We start from the raw sequence: 16,595 nt of genomic DNA on the forward strand, positions 1-16,595 counted from the left end.
GCCGGCGAGCAACACCGTGCTGGCAAGAACGCCGAAGGCCGAGATCAGAGCGCTGACGCGGTTAGTCACACGGACATCATCACAGGCAACCTCGCTGAGCGGGAGTGATCCAAACGAATCGCCCTAGGCGTGAGGCGCCGACTGCCCCGCCATGGCCTTCACGTTTTCCAGCAGTGCGTGCAGCAGCTTCGGTTCACCCCCGGCGGTGCGTGCAGCCTCCGCGTACGTCGGCCCGTGCTTGCCTTCCACATAGCCCTCGCCCTGCGCGATCAGTGCAAGGCGACGGGCGTTCCAAGCAGGCCAGCTGTCCTCGAGGTAGCTGTCGAGGTCGTCCTCGAAGACGGTGTCCGCCCGGCTACCCTCCTCGGCTCGGTGTCCGCAGGCGGTCGGCCAAGTTGGCAGGCCCTGCAGGCCGCGATCAAGGCCCTTCGGTTCAAGAATGCGGACAGGGATGTCCACGTTGTCGTTGACGCGACTCTCCGGCACGATGTGGCCGCTGAGGAGCGTCCTCTTGTCGAGGAAGCCATCGCCAACGGGACCGTGGTACAGCCTCCGGCGGGCACCGAGGGCCGCGGAGACGCTCTGGTCATCAGCATCGCCGACGAAATCGGGGCCGTGATCGTCTCCAACGACAACTTCGCCCCCTTCCAGAGGGCCAATACCTGGCTCCTGGAATCGGGCCGAGTGCTGGGCGCCACCCATTCCCAGGGGCTCTGGTTCTTCAATCCCCGCACACCCAACCCGGCCGGACCGACAGGACGTCGCCGCTGACGTCGGCACTCCATCGGGGGCGGCGTCGTCGGGTCAGCCCGTCTGCGGAGTGCGGTAGCGGACGGGCCGGTCCTCCACCTTCACCAACAGGCCTTCGCCCGCGAAGTCGCGCAAAATTCTCCGGGTGTGCTTCTCCTGGGGTTCGTGTCCGGCGTCACGCAGGGTTCGCAGACCTCGCTCGGTGTCCCAGAAGCCGCCGTACGTACGTACCGCCTTCTCGAGATCGGCACGCTGGCTGGAGGTGTCTCCCGTCACAGCGACGCTCCTCAGGCCTGTTCGGGGACGGGGACGGAGTGCGCCTTCTTCGCGTGGTTCGCGATGCTCGTCGGCGCGCCGACGTAGTCACATGACGGACACTTCCGCCACACGCCGGTGGACACGGCCCGCGCGCTCACAGAGTGCCCTGGTCCGTATCCGTGACCGTGGAGCAGTTGGGCAACAGACGAGCCGTATTCGACTGCCAGAAGGGCTGCCTCCGCGACCATGTCATGACCGGGGGCGAAGAAGGATCCCGCTCCCACTTTCTTCATGCAACCGCACCAGCACGTACCGGTTGGAGTGAGGTGTGGCAGAGGCTTCGTCGTCATGACGTCACGTTAGATCAACGCATGGATTCTGCCAGCCCTTTGTGCATATCGCACCCGACGGCCTGCGGGGCTGGCTGAAAGAACGTTTAAGGCAGCGGTCAGCTGCCGTCCGGCACCCCGTGGGGCTGGCCGGGAAATCCTACTGCATATGATATGCAAGTGCGCATCACCGACTACAGTATCCGCCCGGCCACCCCGACTGATCTGGCCCCCGCCCGAGCCGTCATGCTCGACACCGTCTACCGCGACTTCGGCACCGGCTACGTCCCCCGCTGGCACGGCGACATCATCGACCTCGCCGGGGCCTACGTGGACCCCGCGCGGCACACGCTTCTCGTCGCCGTCGATGCGGAGGGTGAGGTCGTCGCCACCGGTGCCCTCGACTCCCGTGGCCCCGCGCACCCGCCGAACCCCGCGCACGTCGCCGAGCGCTACCCCTCCGGGGTGACCGCGCAGCTGCGGCGCGTGTACGTGCGGCCCGAGCATCGGCGGCGTGGGCTCGCGCGTCGACTTGTCGATGAGTTGATGGCGTTCGCCGTCGCCGACGGGGGATATCGCGCCGTCTACCTGCACACCGACCCCGCCGTCACCGGTGCCGAGCCCTTCTGGCGGTCGCTCGCCAAGGTCGTGCACGACGAGCGGGAAGATGCGGGCGGTGGGCAGGGGATCGTGCACTTCGACGTTCCCCTGGGGTGAGTCAAGGGTGAAAATCGTTTCCATGTAGGCTCCTGTCCTGCGCGCACCGACGCCCGCCCCCGGCTGCTCGCCCCGCTCCTGCTCATCCCGCTCATATCGAGCTGCTTCGCCTCCGGGAGCGGCACCTCTGACCCCGGGACCGGTGGTGGTGGCAAGGGCGGGGACGGGGCCCGGCTCCGTGTCGCGCTCGCCTTTCCGCCCGCCGAGAACCTCTCGCCCTACGGCGCCGACGCCACCCTCCTCAGCCGGCTCGGCGTGACCGAGGGGCTCACCTCGCTCGACGCCAACGGCTCCGCCGCCCCCGCGCTCGCCGAGTCCTGGCGCAGGGACGGGGACAAGGCGTGGGAGTTCAGCCTCCGGGACGCCACCTTCCAGGACGGGACCGACGTCACGCCCGCCGCCGTCGCCGACTCCCTCGCCCGGGCCACCGACGCCGAGCCCGCCCCGGCCGCCCTCGCCGGTGTCACCCTCACCGCCAAGGGGAGCGGTGAGCGCGTCGTGCGGATCACCACCGACGAGCCCGATCCCGTACTGCCGCTGCGGCTCTCCAGCCCCAGCCTCGCCATCCTGTCCAAGGAGGCGTACGCGAAGGACGGCCGCGTCGACCCCGTCGGCAACGCCACCGGGCCCTTCGAACTGACCAAGGTGAACGGCGCCACCTCCGCCTCCCTCGACCGGTTCGACGACTACTGGGGCGGCCGCGCCCAGGCCTCCGGCATCGACGCCCGCTTCATCGCCGACGGCACCGCCCGCGCCAACGCCCTGCGGACCGGTGAGCTGGACATCGCCGAGGCCGTTCCCGTCGCCCAGGCGGCGAGTCTCGACGAGAAGACGCGGCGCGACACCGCGACCACCCGCTCCACCAGCCTGTTGCTCAACGCCTCGTCCGGCACCTTCGAGGACGCGGGCCTGCGCGCCGCCGCCAGGGCCGGGCTCGACACCTCCGTGTTCGCCAAGGACGTCTACGAGGGGTACGGCGACCCCGGGGCCGGCGTCTACGGGCCCGCCGTGACCTGGGCCGAGGGGAAGCGGACCGCGCCTGCGGGGAGGGCGGACGCCAAGAAGCCGGGCGGCGAGACCATCAAGCTCGCCACCTACGACAACCGGCCCGAGCTGCCCGAGGTCGCCCAGGTCGTCAAGCAGCAGCTGGAGAAGACCGGGTTCAAGGTCGAGCTGACCGTGCGGGAGTACTCGCGGCTCGAAGGCGACGCCCTCGACGGCAAGTTCGACGCCTTCGTGCTCGCCCGCAACACCCTGCTCGACACCGGCGACCCCGTCGCCGTCCTCGCGAGCGACTACACCTGCGACGGCGGCTACAACATCGCCCAGCTCTGCGACAAAGGCGTCGACCGCGCCGTCGCCGACGCGGAGAAGATCGCCGACACCGCGAAGCGGCAGGACGCCGCCATGGCCGCCGAGGCGCGCATCCTCGGCAGCGACGCCGTCGTCCCGCTCGTCCACCAGCGGATCATCACCGGCGTCGCCGCCTCTGTGCAGGGCGTCGTCCTCGACCCGTACGAGCGCACCCTCGTCGGCACCGGCACCCGGCGCTGAACCGTGCGGCGGCGGGTGGCCACCCTGGCGTGGCGGGTCGTGCTCGCGGGCGGGCTCGTCTGCGGGATCGGGCTGTTGCCGTGGCTCACGCACACCGACCCGGCGTACACCGTCCTCAAGGCGCGGTCCGCCGAGCGGGAGCCGACGCCCGAGGTGCTCGCCGACATCCGGCACCAGATCGGGCTCGACGGCGGGCCGCTGCACGTACTCGGCGGCTGGCTCGGGGGGCTGGTGCGCGGTGACGCGGGGGAGTCGTGGATCTCCGGCGGGGACGTGCTGCCCGGTGTGCTCCAGGCCCTTGGTGCCTCGCTCCTGCTCATGGGCGTCGCGTTGCTGGTCGCCGCCGTGACCGCCGGGCTCGTCTGCGCCCGTACGCTCCGGCTGGGCGCCCGGCGGCGGCTCGACGGACGGCGCGTCGGCGGGGCCGCGTCCGCGGTCCTCGCCTCGCTGCCCGAGTTCCTCGTCGCGTCCGTGCTCGCCACCGTCGTCGGGGTGCAGCTGGGGTGGCTGCCCGCGCTGGGGTGGTACGGGTTCCAGTGGACCGTGCTGCCCGCGCTCGCCCTCGGGCTGCCCGCCGGGGCCGTGCTCGGGCGGCTGCTCGACGACCTGCTGCCCGGCGCGTTCGGCGAACCGTGGGCGCTGGCCGCTGCCGCCCGCGGACTCACCGGACGGTCGATCGCCCGCCAGGCCGTACGGCGCTGCGTGCCCGCGCTGCTGCCCAACCTCGGGCTGTTCGTCGTCGGACTGACCGGCGGTGCCGTCGCCGTCGAGCAGGTCTTCGACATTCCGGGGCTCGGACGCACCACGCTCCAGGCCGCCCTCGCCCAGGACCTTCCCGTCCTCCAGGCCGGCACTCTCGCCCTCGTGCTCCTCGCCGCGCTCGCCAGCGGTGCCACGCGGCTCGCGGCCCGCCTGCTCACCGGGCCCGCCCTGCGCGACGGCGCCCTGTCCTCCCTGCACCGGCCCGCCCCGCCGGCCCGGGCACTGCCGCCCCTCCTCTACGCCGCCGTCCTGGCCGCCGTCGTCGGGCTCGGACTGGCCCGGGACCCGCTGGCCCTCGACACCGGGCAGAAGCTGCGGGCCCCCTCCCTCGACCACCCCTTCGGCACCGACGCCCTCGGCCGCGACCTGCTCGCCCGCGTCGGCCACGGGGCGCTGGACACGCTGCTCCTCGCCTCCGCCATCACCGCCGCCGCGCTGCTCGCGGGCGTTCTCCTCGGGCTCGTACCCCGCGTGTCCGCGCCGCTCGTCGACACCGTCAACGCCGTACCGCCCGTACTCGTCGCCCTCCTCGTCACCGCCGTCGCGGGCAGCGGGGCGGCCACGCCCGCCCTCGCCGTCGGCGCCGTCGCCTGGGCGCCGCTCGCCACCCACACCGCCGCGCTGCTGCGGCAGGAGCGCGCCACCCTGCACATCACCGCCACCAGAGGGCTGGGCGCGGGGCGCGGGTACCTGCTGCGGCGCGAACTGCTGCCCGCCGTGCTGCCACCGGTCCTGCGGCACGCCCTGCTCCGGCTGCCCGGCGTCGCCCTCGCGCTCGCCTCGATCGGCTTCCTCGGGCTCGGCGCCCAGCCGCCGTCGCCCGAGTGGGGACTCCTCCTCGCCGAGAACCAGCCCTACGCCGAGCGTGCCCCCTGGGCCGTCCTCGCCCCCGCCGCCGTCCTCGCCCTGCTCGGCGCGCTGGCCGTCACCGCGGCCGGCGGGCTGCGCCGGCCCCGCCTTCCCCGTTCGGCGGCGGTCGCCGGTGAGCGGCCCGCCAGGAGGAAGGAACCGGCCGTACTCCGATGATCTCCCTCTCCAGCCGCCGGGCACCGATGGGGGCCACCGGCCGGGGTGCCCCGCTCTCCCCCCTGCTGCGGCTGCTCATCCTCACCCAACTCGCCTTCAACATCGGGTTCTTCGCCGTCCTGCCCTTCCTCGCCGAGCACTTGGGGCGGTCCGTCGGCATGGCGGGGTGGCTGGTCGGGTTCGTGCTCGGGCTGCGGACCTTCAGCCAGCAGGGGCTGTTCGTGGTCGGCGGGGCGCTCGCCGACCGGTATGGCATCCGGCCCGTGGTGCTCGCCGGGTGCGTGCTGCGGATCGCCGGGTTCGGGTGGCTCGGATTCGCCGAGCGGACCTGGGCCGTGGTCGGCGCGGTGCTGCTCATCGGGTTCGCCGCCGCGCTGTTCTCGCCCGCCGTCGAGTCCGAGGTCGCCCGCCAGGCCGTGGTGTGGGAGGAGGCGGGGAACGGGGACCGGACGCGGGTGCTCGCGCTGTTCACCGTCGCCGGGCAGGCCGGGGCGTTCGTCGGGCCGCTGCTGGGCGCCCTGCTGCTCGCGGTCGACTTCCGTACGGCGTGCCTCGCCGGGGCCGGCGTCTTCGTGCTCGTCCTCGCGGGACACGCCTGGCTGCTGCCGCAGCACCTTCCCGGGCGGGCGCGCGTCCGGTTCGGCGGCGGCGCGCGGCTGCTCCTGCGCAACCGCCGCTTCCTCGCGCTGTGCTGCGCGTACGGCGCCTATCTGCTCGCCTACAACCAGCTCTACCTCGCCCTGCCCGCCGAGGTGGAGCGGGCCGTCGGTTCGCAGGCGCCGCTGGCCTGGCTGTTCGCGCTCTCCTCGCTGCTCGTGGTGGGCGCGCAGTTGCCGGTGACCCGGTGGGCGGGGGAGCGGCTGGCGCCGCGCCGGTCGATGGTGGCGGGGCTCGGGCTGATCGCGGCCGGGTTCGCCGCCGTCGCGCTCGCCCGGCCCGCCGGGTGGACGGGGGTGGGCGGTCTGGCGCCCGCCGCCGGGTTCGTCGTCCTGCTCACCCTCGGGCAGATGCTGGTCGCGCCCGTCGCCCGCGCCTGGGTGCCGGACCTCGCCGAGGACGGGCGGCTCGGGCTGTACACGGGGGCCCTGTCCTCGGTGTCCGGCCTCATCGTCCTCGCGGGCAGCTCCGCGACCGGCCTCCTGCTGGACACGGGGCTGGACACGGGGTTGTCGGCCACGGTCCCGTGGCTGGTGCTGGCCGCCGTTCCGCTGGTGGCCGTGGGGTTGCTGCCGCGACGGGACTGAGCCCCGGGCCGGGGCGCGGGGTGGGCGCCACATCCGCGCACCCACCGGCGGCCCTCGGCCTTCACCGTGCCGCGAGCTCCGGTACCGCGCGGCGTACGGGCGTGCGCCGGGTCCGCGCGGTCTGCCGCAGCCACAGCACGTCCCGGCCGAACGACCAGACCAGGAGGGTCAGGGCCAAGGCCACCACCCCCGCGTTCACCGGGCGCGGGAGCAGGTCCGCGCCCGCCACCAGGAGGAGTACGCCCTGGAGCGCGGCCACCGTCTTGCGGGCCGTGCTCGGGGGCAGCGGGGCGGTCAGCCACGGCCACACCCGGGCCGCGGCGACGAACACGTAGCGCATGGCGCCGATCAGCAGCACCCACGGGCCCAGGTCCATCGCGACGTACACACTGAGGACCAGGATGAGGAACGCGTCGACCTCCATGTCGAAGCGGGCGCCCAGCTGCGAGGACGTGCCGGTGCGGCGGGCCACCTTTCCGTCCACGCCGTCCAGGATCAGAGCCACGGCGGTGAGGCCGACGAGGAGGGAGACGGGCGGCGCGCTGCGGAAGGAGTCCGCGACCAGCGCCGCCACCCCGCCGACCAGCGTGGCCCGGCCCAGGGTGACCCGGTTGGCCGGGCCGAACGACGCCGGCCGGGACCGGTGCAGGGCCCGTGCCAGCACCGCCCAGGTCGCGAACGCGAAGGCGAGGCCGGTCAGCCAGCCCGCCGTGCCCATCCCGATCGCCGTGCCGAGCAGCGCCAGCAGCAGGATCTGCGCGCCCGCCCCCACCGCGGTCTCCTGCTGAACGGGCCTGGGGGGTCCCGTTTGGATCTTGCCGGGGTCGCGGGGCCCGCTCGGGCCGGTTGCAGGGCGCCCTTGCCCGGAGCCGGCCAGATCCAAACGGCACCCCCTGGCGTCGTAAGCGTCGTACGTGTTGTTCAGGGCCACCGAACACCCTCCGGCCGTGTGACAGAGTCGATCAACGCCGCTACCTTGTGCGCGGCTGTGCATCCCTCGGTACGTGGGCGGCTTCCCGATCGTTCAGGAGGACATCCGATGACACGCAGGGCACGCGCGTTCTGGCTCGACGCGCCCGGCCGGGGCACGATCCGCGAGGTGGAGCTGCCGGAACCCGGTGCGGACGAGGTACTGGTGCGCACCCTCCACAGCGGTGTGAGCCGGGGCACCGAGACCCTCGTCTTCGCCGGCCGGGTGCCCGAGAACCAGTACGCGGCGATGCGCGCGCCGTTCCAGGAGGGCGACTTCCCCGGACCGGTGAAGTACGGCTACCTCAACGTCGGCGTGGTCGAGGAGGGACCGGACGCGCTCGTCGGGCGTACCGTCTTCTGCCTCTACCCGCACCAGACGCGCTACGTCGTCCCCGCCGCCGCCGTCACGCCGGTGCCGCCGGCGGTGCCCGCCGCGCGGGCCGTGCTCGCCGGCACCGTGGAGACCGCCGTCAACGCCCTCTGGGACGCGGCGCCGCTGGTCGGCGACCGCGTCGCGGTGGTCGGCGGCGGCATGGTCGGCTGCTCCGTGGCCGCCCTGCTGGCCCGCTTCCCCGGCGTCCGGGTCGAACTGGTCGACGCCGACCCGGCCCGTGCGAAGGCCGCCGAAGCGCTCGGCGTGGGCTTCGCGTCCCCGGCCGACGCGCTCGGCGACCGCGACCTGGTCGTACACGCCAGCGCGACCGAAGCCGGGCTCGCCCGGTCACTGGAGCTGCTGCGGCCCGAGGGCACCGTCCTCGAACTGAGCTGGTACGGCGACCGGCGCGTCGCCCTCCCGCTCGGCGAGGCCTTCCACTCCCGGCGCCTGACCCTGCGCAGCAGCCAGGTCGGCACCGTCTCCCCGGCCCGCGGCGCCAACCGCACCTACGCCGACCGGCTCGCCCTCGCCCTCGACCTGCTCGCCGACCCGGCGCTGGACGCCCTCGTCACCGGCGAGTCCGCGTTCGCCGAACTGCCTGACGTGCTGCCCCGGCTGGCCTCCGGCGAGATCCCGGCCCTGTGCCACCGCATCCGGTACGACGGGGAGGGCGCCGGCGCCTGACCCTCGGGCCGGCCTCGCCCGACCTCGCCTGACCTTGAGAAAAGACGTACGGGCCGCTGAACAAGGGAAGACCTCCAGCCGTAATAGACGGCACCCCGCGCGGCGATCGGCGGGGGATCAGACGTGCCACACCTGGAGGGTCGTCCGTTGTTCAGCATCACCGTCCGCGATCACATCATGATCGCCCACAGCTTCCGCGGCGACGTCTTCGGGCCCGCACAGCGCCTGCACGGAGCGACGTTCCTGGTGGACGCCACCTTCCGGCGCGAGCAGCTGGACGAGGACAACATCGTCGTCGACATCGGACTGGCCACGCGCGAACTGGGCGCCGTCGTCAGCGAGCTGAACTACCGCAACCTCGACAACGAGCCCGACTTCGCCGGCGTCAACACCTCCACCGAGTTCCTGGCCAAGGTCGTCGCCGACCGGCTCGCCGAGCGCGTCCACAAAGGCGCCCTCGGCGAGGGGGCCAGGGGCCTGGCCGGTCTCACCGTGACCCTGCACGAGTCGCACGTCGCCTGGGCGAGTTACGAGCGTGCGCTGTGACCGACACCTCCGTCGAGGCGGCGGGGCGCACCCGCCTCACCTACGTCCCCACCCAGATCCCCGCCCGCATCGCCGCGGGGGCCACGTCCGCGAGGAACGACGGGATCATCCCCATGTCCCTGCGCTCCGTGCACTTCGTCGTACCGGGCGGGATCGACGATCCGGCCGCGCCGAGCGGCGGCAACGCCTACGACCGGCGGGTGCGGCTCGACCTGCCCGGCTTCGGCTGGCGGGTACGGGGGCTGCCCGTCGACGGTGACTGGCCCCGGCCGGACGACACCGCCCGCGCGGAACTCACCCGTGTCCTGCGCCGGTTGCCGGACGGCGCGGTCGTCCTGCTCGACGGCCTGGTCGCCTGCGGGGTGCCGGAGATCGTCGTCCCGGAGGCCGAGCGGCTGCGCATGGCGGTCCTCGTCCACCTCCCGCTCGGCGACGAGACCGGCCTCGACCTCGCCCTCGCGGCCGAACTGGACGCCCGTGAGCGCGCGGTGCTGCGGGCCGTGCCGGCCGTCGTCGCCACCAGCGACTGGGCGGTGCGGCGGCTCGTCTCCCACCACGGTCTCGACCCGGGCCGTGTCCACGTCGCGGCGCCCGGCGCCGACATCGCGCCCCTCGCGCCCGGCACCGACGGCGTCTCCCGGCTGGTGTGCGTCGCCGCCGTCACCCCGCGCAAGGGCCAGCACCGGCTGGTGGAGGCCCTGGCGGCGGTGTCCGACCTGCCGTGGAGCTGCGTGTGCGTCGGCGGCCTCGGCCACGACCCCGAGTACGTCGAACACTTGCGGGACCTCGTCGCGCGGCACGGCCTGACGGGCCGGCTGGTGCTCGCCGGACCCAGGTCGGGCGCCGAACTGGACGCCACCTACGCCACCGCCGACCTGATGGTCCTCACCTCGTACGCCGAGACGTACGGCATGGCGGTGACCGAGGCCCTCGCGCGCGGTATCCCCGTGCTCGCCACGGACGTCGGCGGCCTCCCGGAGGCGGTCGGACGCGCGCCCGACGGAGGGGTGCCCGGCATCCTCGTCCCGCCGGAGGACCCGGCCGCGCTCGCCGCCGAGCTGCGCGGCTGGTTCGGCGAGGCCGACGTACGACGCCGGCTGAAGAGCGCCGCCCGGGGCCGCCGCGCCGCGCTGAACGGCTGGGCGAGTACGGCCCAGAGCCTGGCCGGCGTCCTGCACCGGCTGCCCGGCGAACCCGGGGGGACGGCATGAGCGAGTCCACGACCGGTGTCATCCCCGGCGCGGGCCCCACCGGCGGGTCCACGGCCCGGGCCACCGCCGCCGCCCCGGCCGAACGCGCCACCCTGCGCCTGCGCGAGGCCCCCGCGCACGACGCCCCGCACCCCGACGACCCGCCGCGCTACGCCCCCGAATGGCTGCGGCTGCGCGAGCCCGCCGACGCCGCCGCGCGGGCGTACGACCTGCTCGATCCGCTGCGGACCCACCTCGCGGGACCGCCGGGACGGACCGGTGGACTGGTCGTGCACGACCTGGGCTGCGGCACCGGCTCGATGGGACGCTGGCTCGCCCCGCGGCTCGACGGCGCCCAGCACTGGGTGCTGCACGACCGCGACCCCTACCTGCTGCACTTCGCCGCCGTCGGCGCCCCGCGCTCGGCCGCCGACGGCAGCCGCGTCACCGTCGAGACGCTGCGCGGGGACCTCGCCCGCCTCACCCCGGACGCGCTGTCCGGCGCCGACCTGGTGACGGCGTCCGCGCTCCTCGACGTCCTGACCACCGAGGAGGTCGGCACCCTCGCCGCCGCCTGTGCCGCGGCCGGCTGTGCGGCCCTGCTGACCCTGTCCGTCGCCGGACGCGTCGACCTCACCCCCGCGCACCCCCTGGACGCCGAGATCGCCGAGGCGTTCAACGACCACCAGCGGCGTACCGGACTGCTCGGCCCGGACGCGGTCACCGCGGCGACCGACGCCTTCGCCGCGCACGGCGCCACGGTGCGGGCGCACTCCAGCCCCTGGCGGCTGGGCCCCGACGAGGCCGCACTCACCGCGCAGTGGCTGCGGGGCTGGGTCGGCGCGGCCGTGGAACAGCGCCCCGAGCTGCGCGAACGGGCCGAGGCGTACCTGGACGAGCGCCTCGCCGCCTGCGCGGACGGCACCCTGCGCGTGGTGGTCCACCACACCGACCTGCTGGCGCTGTGCCGGCCGACGGGCGGGGCCTCGTGAGCGCTCCGACCGTACCGGCGGACCTGCGTCGCACACCGCCCCGGGCGGACGCCTCCACCGGCGACCCCCTGCCGCCCGCCCACGCCCGCGGCACCCTGCGCGCCCACCTCGGGACCGTGGCGGGCACCGCCATCCTCGCCGTACTCCTGTGGCGGATGGGCACCGGCGTCTTCCTGGACGGGCTGCGCCGGATCGACGCGCCGACCGTGCTCGCGGCGCTCGGTATCGGGCTGGTCACCACCGTGTTCAGCGCCTGGCGCTGGGCCCTGGTGGCCCGGGGACTGCGCATCCGGCTGCCCCTCGGACCGGCCGTCGCCGACTACTACCGCGCCCTGTTCCTCAACGCCGCCCTCCCCGGCGGCGTCCTGGGCGACGTGCACCGCGCGGTGCACCACGGGCGGAGCGCCGGCGACCTGGGCCGCGGCGTGCGGGCCGTCGTCCTCGAACGGGTCGCCGGACAGCTCGCGTTGATCGGTGTCGGCGTCGTCGTGCTGCTCACGCTGCCCTCCCCGGTGCTGGGCGAGGTCCGGCGTGCCGCCCCGCTCGTCACGCTGGCCGTGCTGGGCGCGTTGGCCGTGCTCGTCGCCCTGCGCATGAACCGGGCGCCGGCGCGCCGCGGGCGGGCCCTGCGGGCGACGCTCGGCGAGGCGCGCCAGGGGCTGCTCTCCCGGCGAAACCTGCCGGGCGTCGCGGTGTCGTCCGTCGTCGTACTCGCCGGGCACCTGGTGATGTTCGGGCTCGCCGCCCGGGTGGCCGGCAGTGGCGCCACCGTCGCCGAACTCACCCCGCTGGCCGTGCTCGCGCTGCTCGCCATGGGGCTGCCGCTGAACGTCGGCGGCTGGGGTCCCCGCGAGGGCGTCACGGCCTGGGCGTTCGGCGCGGCCGGGCTCGGCGCGGGCACCGGGCTGGGCGTGGCCGTGGTGTACGGGGTGCTCAGCTTCGTGGCGAGCCTGCCCGGTGTCGTCGTCCTCGTCGTCCGCCGGTTCGCGCGCCCCGACGGCTCCTACGGGCGCCCCGGCCTCTTCTCGGCGGTCGGATCGGCGGTCCGATCCGCGGTCAGGAAAGAGAAATACGTCCCGAAGGAATCCGCGAGGCTCGCCAGCAGTTCCTTCCCCTTTTCCGCCGAACCCAGCGAAGGGCGCCCGATGACACCGGAATCGGTATAGGCGGACATGCCGAGGGAGAGCAGATGACGCCGGTCGTCAGCGAGGAAGTCGGCGGTCTCGTAACCGGGCCGGACCGATTCGGGGTGCGCGTGCAGAAGAATGGAGGTCTCGATTTCCCCCGCGTGCATGTCGGAGAGCAGCGAGGTGGCCACCCCCGCCCGCTGCCGAGCCGCCTCCCAGTCCTCCGCGGCCGGGAACAGCGCCATCCGCTCGCCGCGCGCGGAGGACTCCTGGACGACGTTGCCCAGTACGTAGTTACCGCCGTGCCCGTTGACCACGACCAGGGCCTCGACACCGGAGCGGCGCAGCGAGGAGGCTATGTCCCCGACCACCGCGTGGAGGGTCGCCGAGGAGATGCTGACGGTTCCCGGCCAGTCCGCGTGCTCGTGAGAGCAGCCGATGGTCACCGGCGGGAGCAGGTGCACCGGGTACGCGGCGGCGATCTCCCGGGCGACGGCGCAGGCGACGAGCGTGTCGGTCGCCAGCGGCAGGTACGGGCCGTGCTGCTCGAAGCTGCCCACCGGCAACACCGCGACCTGCCGGGGAAGTTCGGCGCCCCGCCTGCGCACGTCCTCCGAGGTGTCCGCCGGCACAAGTGAAGCATCCATCCCGCACGGCCTTTCGTGTCTGTTGGGCAACCTGTTGAGAGATCTGCTGAGAGATCCGCTGAGAGATCTGTTGAGGAACGCGAGAATCATGACAGAAAAAATTGGTGTACTCGGCAAGAAGGCATCGCAGCGCACGGACGTGGAACGCGTCGTGGTGACGCCGCTGCCCACCGTGCACGGGGAATTCCGCGCTTTCGGCTATTTCGACCACGACCGCGGCGATGAGCAAGTGGCGCTCGTCTACGGCGACCTGGGCGCCGAGGGTGTGCTCACCCGGCTGCACTCGGAATGCCTCACGGGCGACGCCTTCGGCTCCCAGCACTGCGAGTGCGGCGACCAACTGGCCTCCGCGCTGCGGTCGGTGGCCGCCGCGGGCAGCGGTGTCGTCGTCTACCTGCGCGGCCACGAGGGACGCGGCATCGGGCTCCTCGCCAAGCTCCGCGCGATGGCGTTGCAGGCGGAGGGCCTGGACACGGTGGAGGCGAACCTCGCCCTTGGCCTGCCGGTGGACGCCCGGGACTACGGCGTCGCCGCCCGCATCCTGGGCGACCTCGGGGTGCGGTCGGTGCGCCTGATGTCCAACAACCCCCGCAAGCTGGAGGCGTTGGTGCGGCACGGCATCCAGGTCGCCGAGCAGGTGCCGCTGCTGATCCCGCCGTGCGAGAGCAACATCACCTATCTGCGGACCAAGCGGGAACGCCTCGACCACCACCTGCCCCACCTGGACGCGCTGGCCCATCTGACGTCGTGAGCCCGGCGGCCGGTTCAGTCCGCGAGGGCCTCGTGCACGAGCCGCTTCAGGTCGGGATACACGGTGTGCGAGGACCGGGGCCGCACCTGGGTCATGAACTGCACCGTCAGGTCACGGCCCGGGTCGACCCAGAAGGTGGTCGTGGCCACCCCGCTCCAGCCGTAGGTGCCCGGGCCGGAGGGCCACTGCGTGCGGCTCGGGTCGGTCACCACCGAGACGCCGAGGCCGAAGCCGACGCCGTCGTTGCCGGGCCGGTCGTGCGCGGGACGGCTGCCGAGGGCACGCAGGTCGGCGCCGCCGGGGAGGTGGTTGCGGGTCATCAGGTCCACCGTCTCGGGGGCGAGCACCCGGACGCCGTCGAGTGCGCCGCGGCGCCGCAGCATCTCGGCGAAGCGGTGCACGTCGTACGCGGAGGAGACCAGGCCGCCGCTGCCCGACAGGAACCGCGGCCGGCCCCGCAGCGGGAGGCCGGGCACCGGCTCGATGGAGCCGTCGTCCGTCTCGCCGTACAGCTCGGCCAGCCGCTCCGCCTGCTCGTCGGTGACGTGGAAGCCGGTGTCCGCCATGCCGAGCGGGCCGAAGATCCGGGCGGCGAAGAACTCGTCGAGCGGCTGTCCGGACACCACCTCGACCAGCCGCCCCAGGACGTTGCTGGCCACCGAGTAGTTCCACTCGGTGCCCGGCTCGAACTGGAGCGGCAGGCTCGCGTACAGGTCGACGGTCTCGGCCAGGCCCGCGCCCGGCCGCACCGACGACTCCAGACCGGCCGCCCGGTACAGCCCGTCCACGGCGTGGGAGTGGTAGAAGCCGAAGGTCAGCCCTGCCGTGTGGGTCATCAGGTGCCGGACCAGGACCGGACCCTCGGCGGGCCGGGTGACGGTGCCGTCACCGGATCCCCGGACGTACACCCGCGGCTCGGCGAAGGCCGGCAGGTACCGGGCCACCGGGTCGTCCAGGGACAGCCGGCCCTCCTCCACCAGCGTCAGCACGGCGACGGACGTGACCGGCTTGGTCATGGAGTAGATCCGCCACAGGGTGCCGGCCGTCACCGGCAGACCGGCCGCGAGGTCCCGCAGGCCGTGCACCGTCAGATGCGCGACGCGTCCGCCGCGGGCGACGGCCACCAGGAAGCCGGGCAGCCGTCCCTCGTCCACCTGCCGGGCGAAGTGCAGGTCGAGCCGGTCCAGCGCCTCGGCGTCCAGCCCGGCCGCGCCCGCGTCGGTCTCCTGCCGCAGGGGTGGCATCGCCATCGTTCTCCTCGGTCGTTCGTCGAAGACCCGTCCGGCATACCCCGCGTACCCCCCTTCGGAACTCGTGATCCGCCGAGAGCGGTCAGGCCGTGACCGTCTCCGGTTCGGCCGCCTCGCGGCCCGCCCGCTCGCCGAGCCGCTCCGTCGGCACCTCGTGGGTCTCGCGGGCCGTGAGCGCGGCGATCACCGGCGGAACGCACAGCGCGGCCGTGAACAGCGCCACCGCGAACCAGTCGTCGCCGTCCGGACCGGCGATCTGCGCCGCGAAGGTCACCGCGAACCCGGCCACCGCGAAGCCGATCTGGGTGCCGATCGCCACGCCCGACAGGCGGACCCGGGTGGAGAACATCTCGCCGTAGAAGGCCGGCCACACGCCGTTCGCGGCGCTGTAGACCACACCGAAGGCGATGATGCCCAGCAGGAACGTCAGCGGGTAGGAGCCGGTGGAGATCGCCCACAGGTACAGGAACATCGTCACCGCGCTGCCGGCCGCGCCGATCAGGTACACCGGACGCCGTCCGATCCGGTCGGACAGCGTCGCCCACAGCGGGATCGCGCCGAGCGCCACGACATTGGCGAGGGCGCCCACCCACAGCATCGCGGTACGGGACATGCCGACCGAGTCGCTCGTGGCGTACGCCAGCGCCCAGACCGTGAAGATGGTGCTGACCGAGGCGATGAGCGCGCCCGCGACCACCCGCAGGACGTCCGCCCAGTGGTCCCGGGCCAGCACCGCGAGCGGCATCTTCACGACGCCCTCCGTGGCCGCCTGCTGCTCGAAGGCCGGGGTCTCGTCGAGCTTGCGGCGGATGACGTAGCCGACGACCGCGACCACCACGCTCAGCCAGAACGGCACCCGCCAGCCCCAGGACAGCAGGTGTTCCTCGGGGAGCGCGGCGACGGGCAGGAAGACCAGGGTGGCGAGGAGCTGCCCGCCCTGGGTGCCGCTGAGGGTGAAGCTGGTGAAGAAGCCGCGTTTGTGCCCCGGCGCGTGTTCCAGGGTCATCGAGTTGGCGCTGGCCTGCTCGCCCGCCGCCGATATGCCCTGCAGGATCCGGCACAGCACCAGCAGGACCGGGGCGAGGGTGCCGACCTGGTCGCGCGTGGGCAGACAGCCGATGAGGAACGTCGAGACGCCCATCAGGATCAGCGTGAAGACCATGATCTTCTTGCGGCCCATGCGGTCGCCGATGTGGCCCAGGAAGAACGCGCCGACCGGGCGGGCGGCGTACGCGACGCCGAAGGTCGCCAGCGACAGCAGGGTCGCGGTGGCCGGGTCGGACTCGTCGAAGAAGACCTCGGGGAAGATCAGCGCGGCGGCGCTGCCGTAGATGAAGAAGTCGTAGTACTCCAGCGCGCTGCCGATCCAGGCGGCGGTGGCGGCCTTCTTCGGCTGGCCGGGCGGGGCGGCGCCCTGGGA

The 16,595-nt window shown here is 73.7% G+C and carries 15 protein-coding genes and 1 pseudogene; 11 read left to right on the forward strand and 5 right to left on the reverse strand.

Features of this window, described 5'->3' with window-relative positions:
* The first annotated feature begins 372 nt into the window (after positions 1 to 372).
* Positions 373 to 771, forward strand: a complete 399-nt coding sequence (locus DMH12_RS29030; RefSeq protein WP_260474380.1) for an NYN domain-containing protein — start codon at positions 373 to 375, stop codon at positions 769 to 771.
* A gap of 33 nt (positions 772 to 804) precedes the next feature.
* Here DMH12_RS29030 and DMH12_RS29035 read toward each other — a convergent pair whose 3' ends face one another.
* Complete coding sequence (locus DMH12_RS29035) at positions 805 to 1,026, reverse strand: hypothetical protein (RefSeq protein ID WP_125494402.1); 222 nt, start codon at positions 1,024 to 1,026, stop codon at positions 805 to 807.
* A gap of 485 nt (positions 1,027 to 1,511) precedes the next feature.
* Here DMH12_RS29035 and DMH12_RS29045 point away from each other — a divergent pair, with 485 nt between their 5' ends.
* From DMH12_RS29045 to DMH12_RS29060, 4 genes are all read left to right on the forward strand, one after another.
* Positions 1,512 to 2,054, forward strand: a complete 543-nt coding sequence (locus DMH12_RS29045) for a GNAT family N-acetyltransferase (RefSeq protein ID WP_185832609.1) — start codon at positions 1,512 to 1,514, stop codon at positions 2,052 to 2,054.
* Between the two features lie 63 nt (positions 2,055 to 2,117).
* Entirely contained in the window at positions 2,118 to 3,608 is a 1,491-nt protein-coding gene (locus DMH12_RS29050; protein WP_125494404.1) for an ABC transporter substrate-binding protein, read from the forward strand.
* Positions 3,609 to 3,611: 3 nt separating this feature from the next.
* Positions 3,612 to 5,396, forward strand: coding sequence for an ABC transporter permease subunit (locus tag DMH12_RS29055; protein WP_125494405.1), 1,785 nt, complete (start codon positions 3,612 to 3,614; stop codon positions 5,394 to 5,396).
* Positions 5,393 to 6,640, forward strand: coding sequence for an MFS transporter (locus tag DMH12_RS29060; RefSeq protein ID WP_260474379.1), 1,248 nt, complete (start codon positions 5,393 to 5,395; stop codon positions 6,638 to 6,640). Before DMH12_RS29055 ends, DMH12_RS29060 begins: the two co-directional genes overlap by 4 nt.
* 61 nt (positions 6,641 to 6,701) lie before the next feature.
* Here the strand turns inward: DMH12_RS29060 and DMH12_RS29065 are convergent, their stop codons facing one another.
* Positions 6,702 to 7,571, reverse strand: a complete 870-nt coding sequence (locus DMH12_RS29065; RefSeq protein ID WP_399189171.1) for a CDP-alcohol phosphatidyltransferase family protein — start codon at positions 7,569 to 7,571, stop codon at positions 6,702 to 6,704.
* Positions 7,572 to 7,679: 108 nt separating this feature from the next.
* Between DMH12_RS29065 and DMH12_RS39225 the strand changes: the two genes are divergently transcribed.
* The 5 genes from DMH12_RS39225 (at position 7,680) to DMH12_RS40550 (ending at position 12,566) form a co-directional block, all read left to right on the forward strand.
* Positions 7,680 to 8,672 carry a zinc-binding alcohol dehydrogenase gene (locus tag DMH12_RS39225; RefSeq protein ID WP_185832610.1) on the forward strand — a complete coding sequence of 331 codons (993 nt, stop codon included), beginning with the start codon at positions 7,680 to 7,682 and terminating at the stop codon, positions 8,670 to 8,672.
* Between the two features lie 147 nt (positions 8,673 to 8,819).
* Positions 8,820 to 9,218 carry a 6-carboxytetrahydropterin synthase gene (locus DMH12_RS29080; RefSeq protein ID WP_125494407.1) on the forward strand — a complete coding sequence of 133 codons (399 nt, stop codon included), beginning with the start codon at positions 8,820 to 8,822 and terminating at the stop codon, positions 9,216 to 9,218.
* Positions 9,215 to 10,429, forward strand: a complete 1,215-nt coding sequence (locus DMH12_RS29085; RefSeq protein WP_125494408.1) for a glycosyltransferase family 4 protein — start codon at positions 9,215 to 9,217, stop codon at positions 10,427 to 10,429. Before DMH12_RS29080 ends, DMH12_RS29085 begins: the two co-directional genes overlap by 4 nt.
* Positions 10,426 to 11,400, forward strand: coding sequence for a class I SAM-dependent methyltransferase (locus tag DMH12_RS29090; protein ID WP_125494409.1), 975 nt, complete (start codon positions 10,426 to 10,428; stop codon positions 11,398 to 11,400). Before DMH12_RS29085 ends, DMH12_RS29090 begins: the two co-directional genes overlap by 4 nt.
* Positions 11,397 to 12,566, forward strand: a complete 1,170-nt coding sequence (locus tag DMH12_RS40550) for a lysylphosphatidylglycerol synthase transmembrane domain-containing protein (protein WP_125494410.1) — start codon at positions 11,397 to 11,399, stop codon at positions 12,564 to 12,566. Before DMH12_RS29090 ends, DMH12_RS40550 begins: the two co-directional genes overlap by 4 nt.
* On the opposite strand, the pseudogene DMH12_RS29100 reads toward DMH12_RS40550, so the two are convergent.
* Positions 12,449 to 13,174 (reverse strand): annotated as a pseudogene (locus DMH12_RS29100) (creatininase family protein); the annotation flags it as partial. The gene DMH12_RS40550 and the pseudogene DMH12_RS29100 overlap by 118 nt on opposite strands.
* An 88-nt stretch (positions 13,175 to 13,262) precedes the next feature.
* On the opposite strand from DMH12_RS29100, the gene ribA reads away from it, so the two are divergent.
* A complete protein-coding gene (ribA, locus tag DMH12_RS29105; RefSeq protein WP_125494412.1) occupies positions 13,263 to 13,925 on the forward strand; it encodes a GTP cyclohydrolase II in 663 nt (220 codons plus the stop codon).
* A 14-nt stretch (positions 13,926 to 13,939) separates the two neighbouring features.
* Here the strand turns inward: ribA and DMH12_RS29110 are convergent, their stop codons facing one another.
* A complete protein-coding gene (locus DMH12_RS29110) occupies positions 13,940 to 15,169 on the reverse strand; it encodes a serine hydrolase (RefSeq protein ID WP_125494418.1) in 1,230 nt (409 codons plus the stop codon).
* Between the two features lie 88 nt (positions 15,170 to 15,257).
* The coding region (locus tag DMH12_RS29115) for an MFS transporter (RefSeq protein WP_125494413.1) at positions 15,258 to 16,595 on the reverse strand (1,338 nt) is incomplete at its 5' end.

The sequence above is a fragment of the Streptomyces sp. WAC 04229 genome (assembly GCF_003947455.1).
GTDB lineage: Bacteria > Actinomycetota > Actinomycetes > Streptomycetales > Streptomycetaceae > Streptomyces.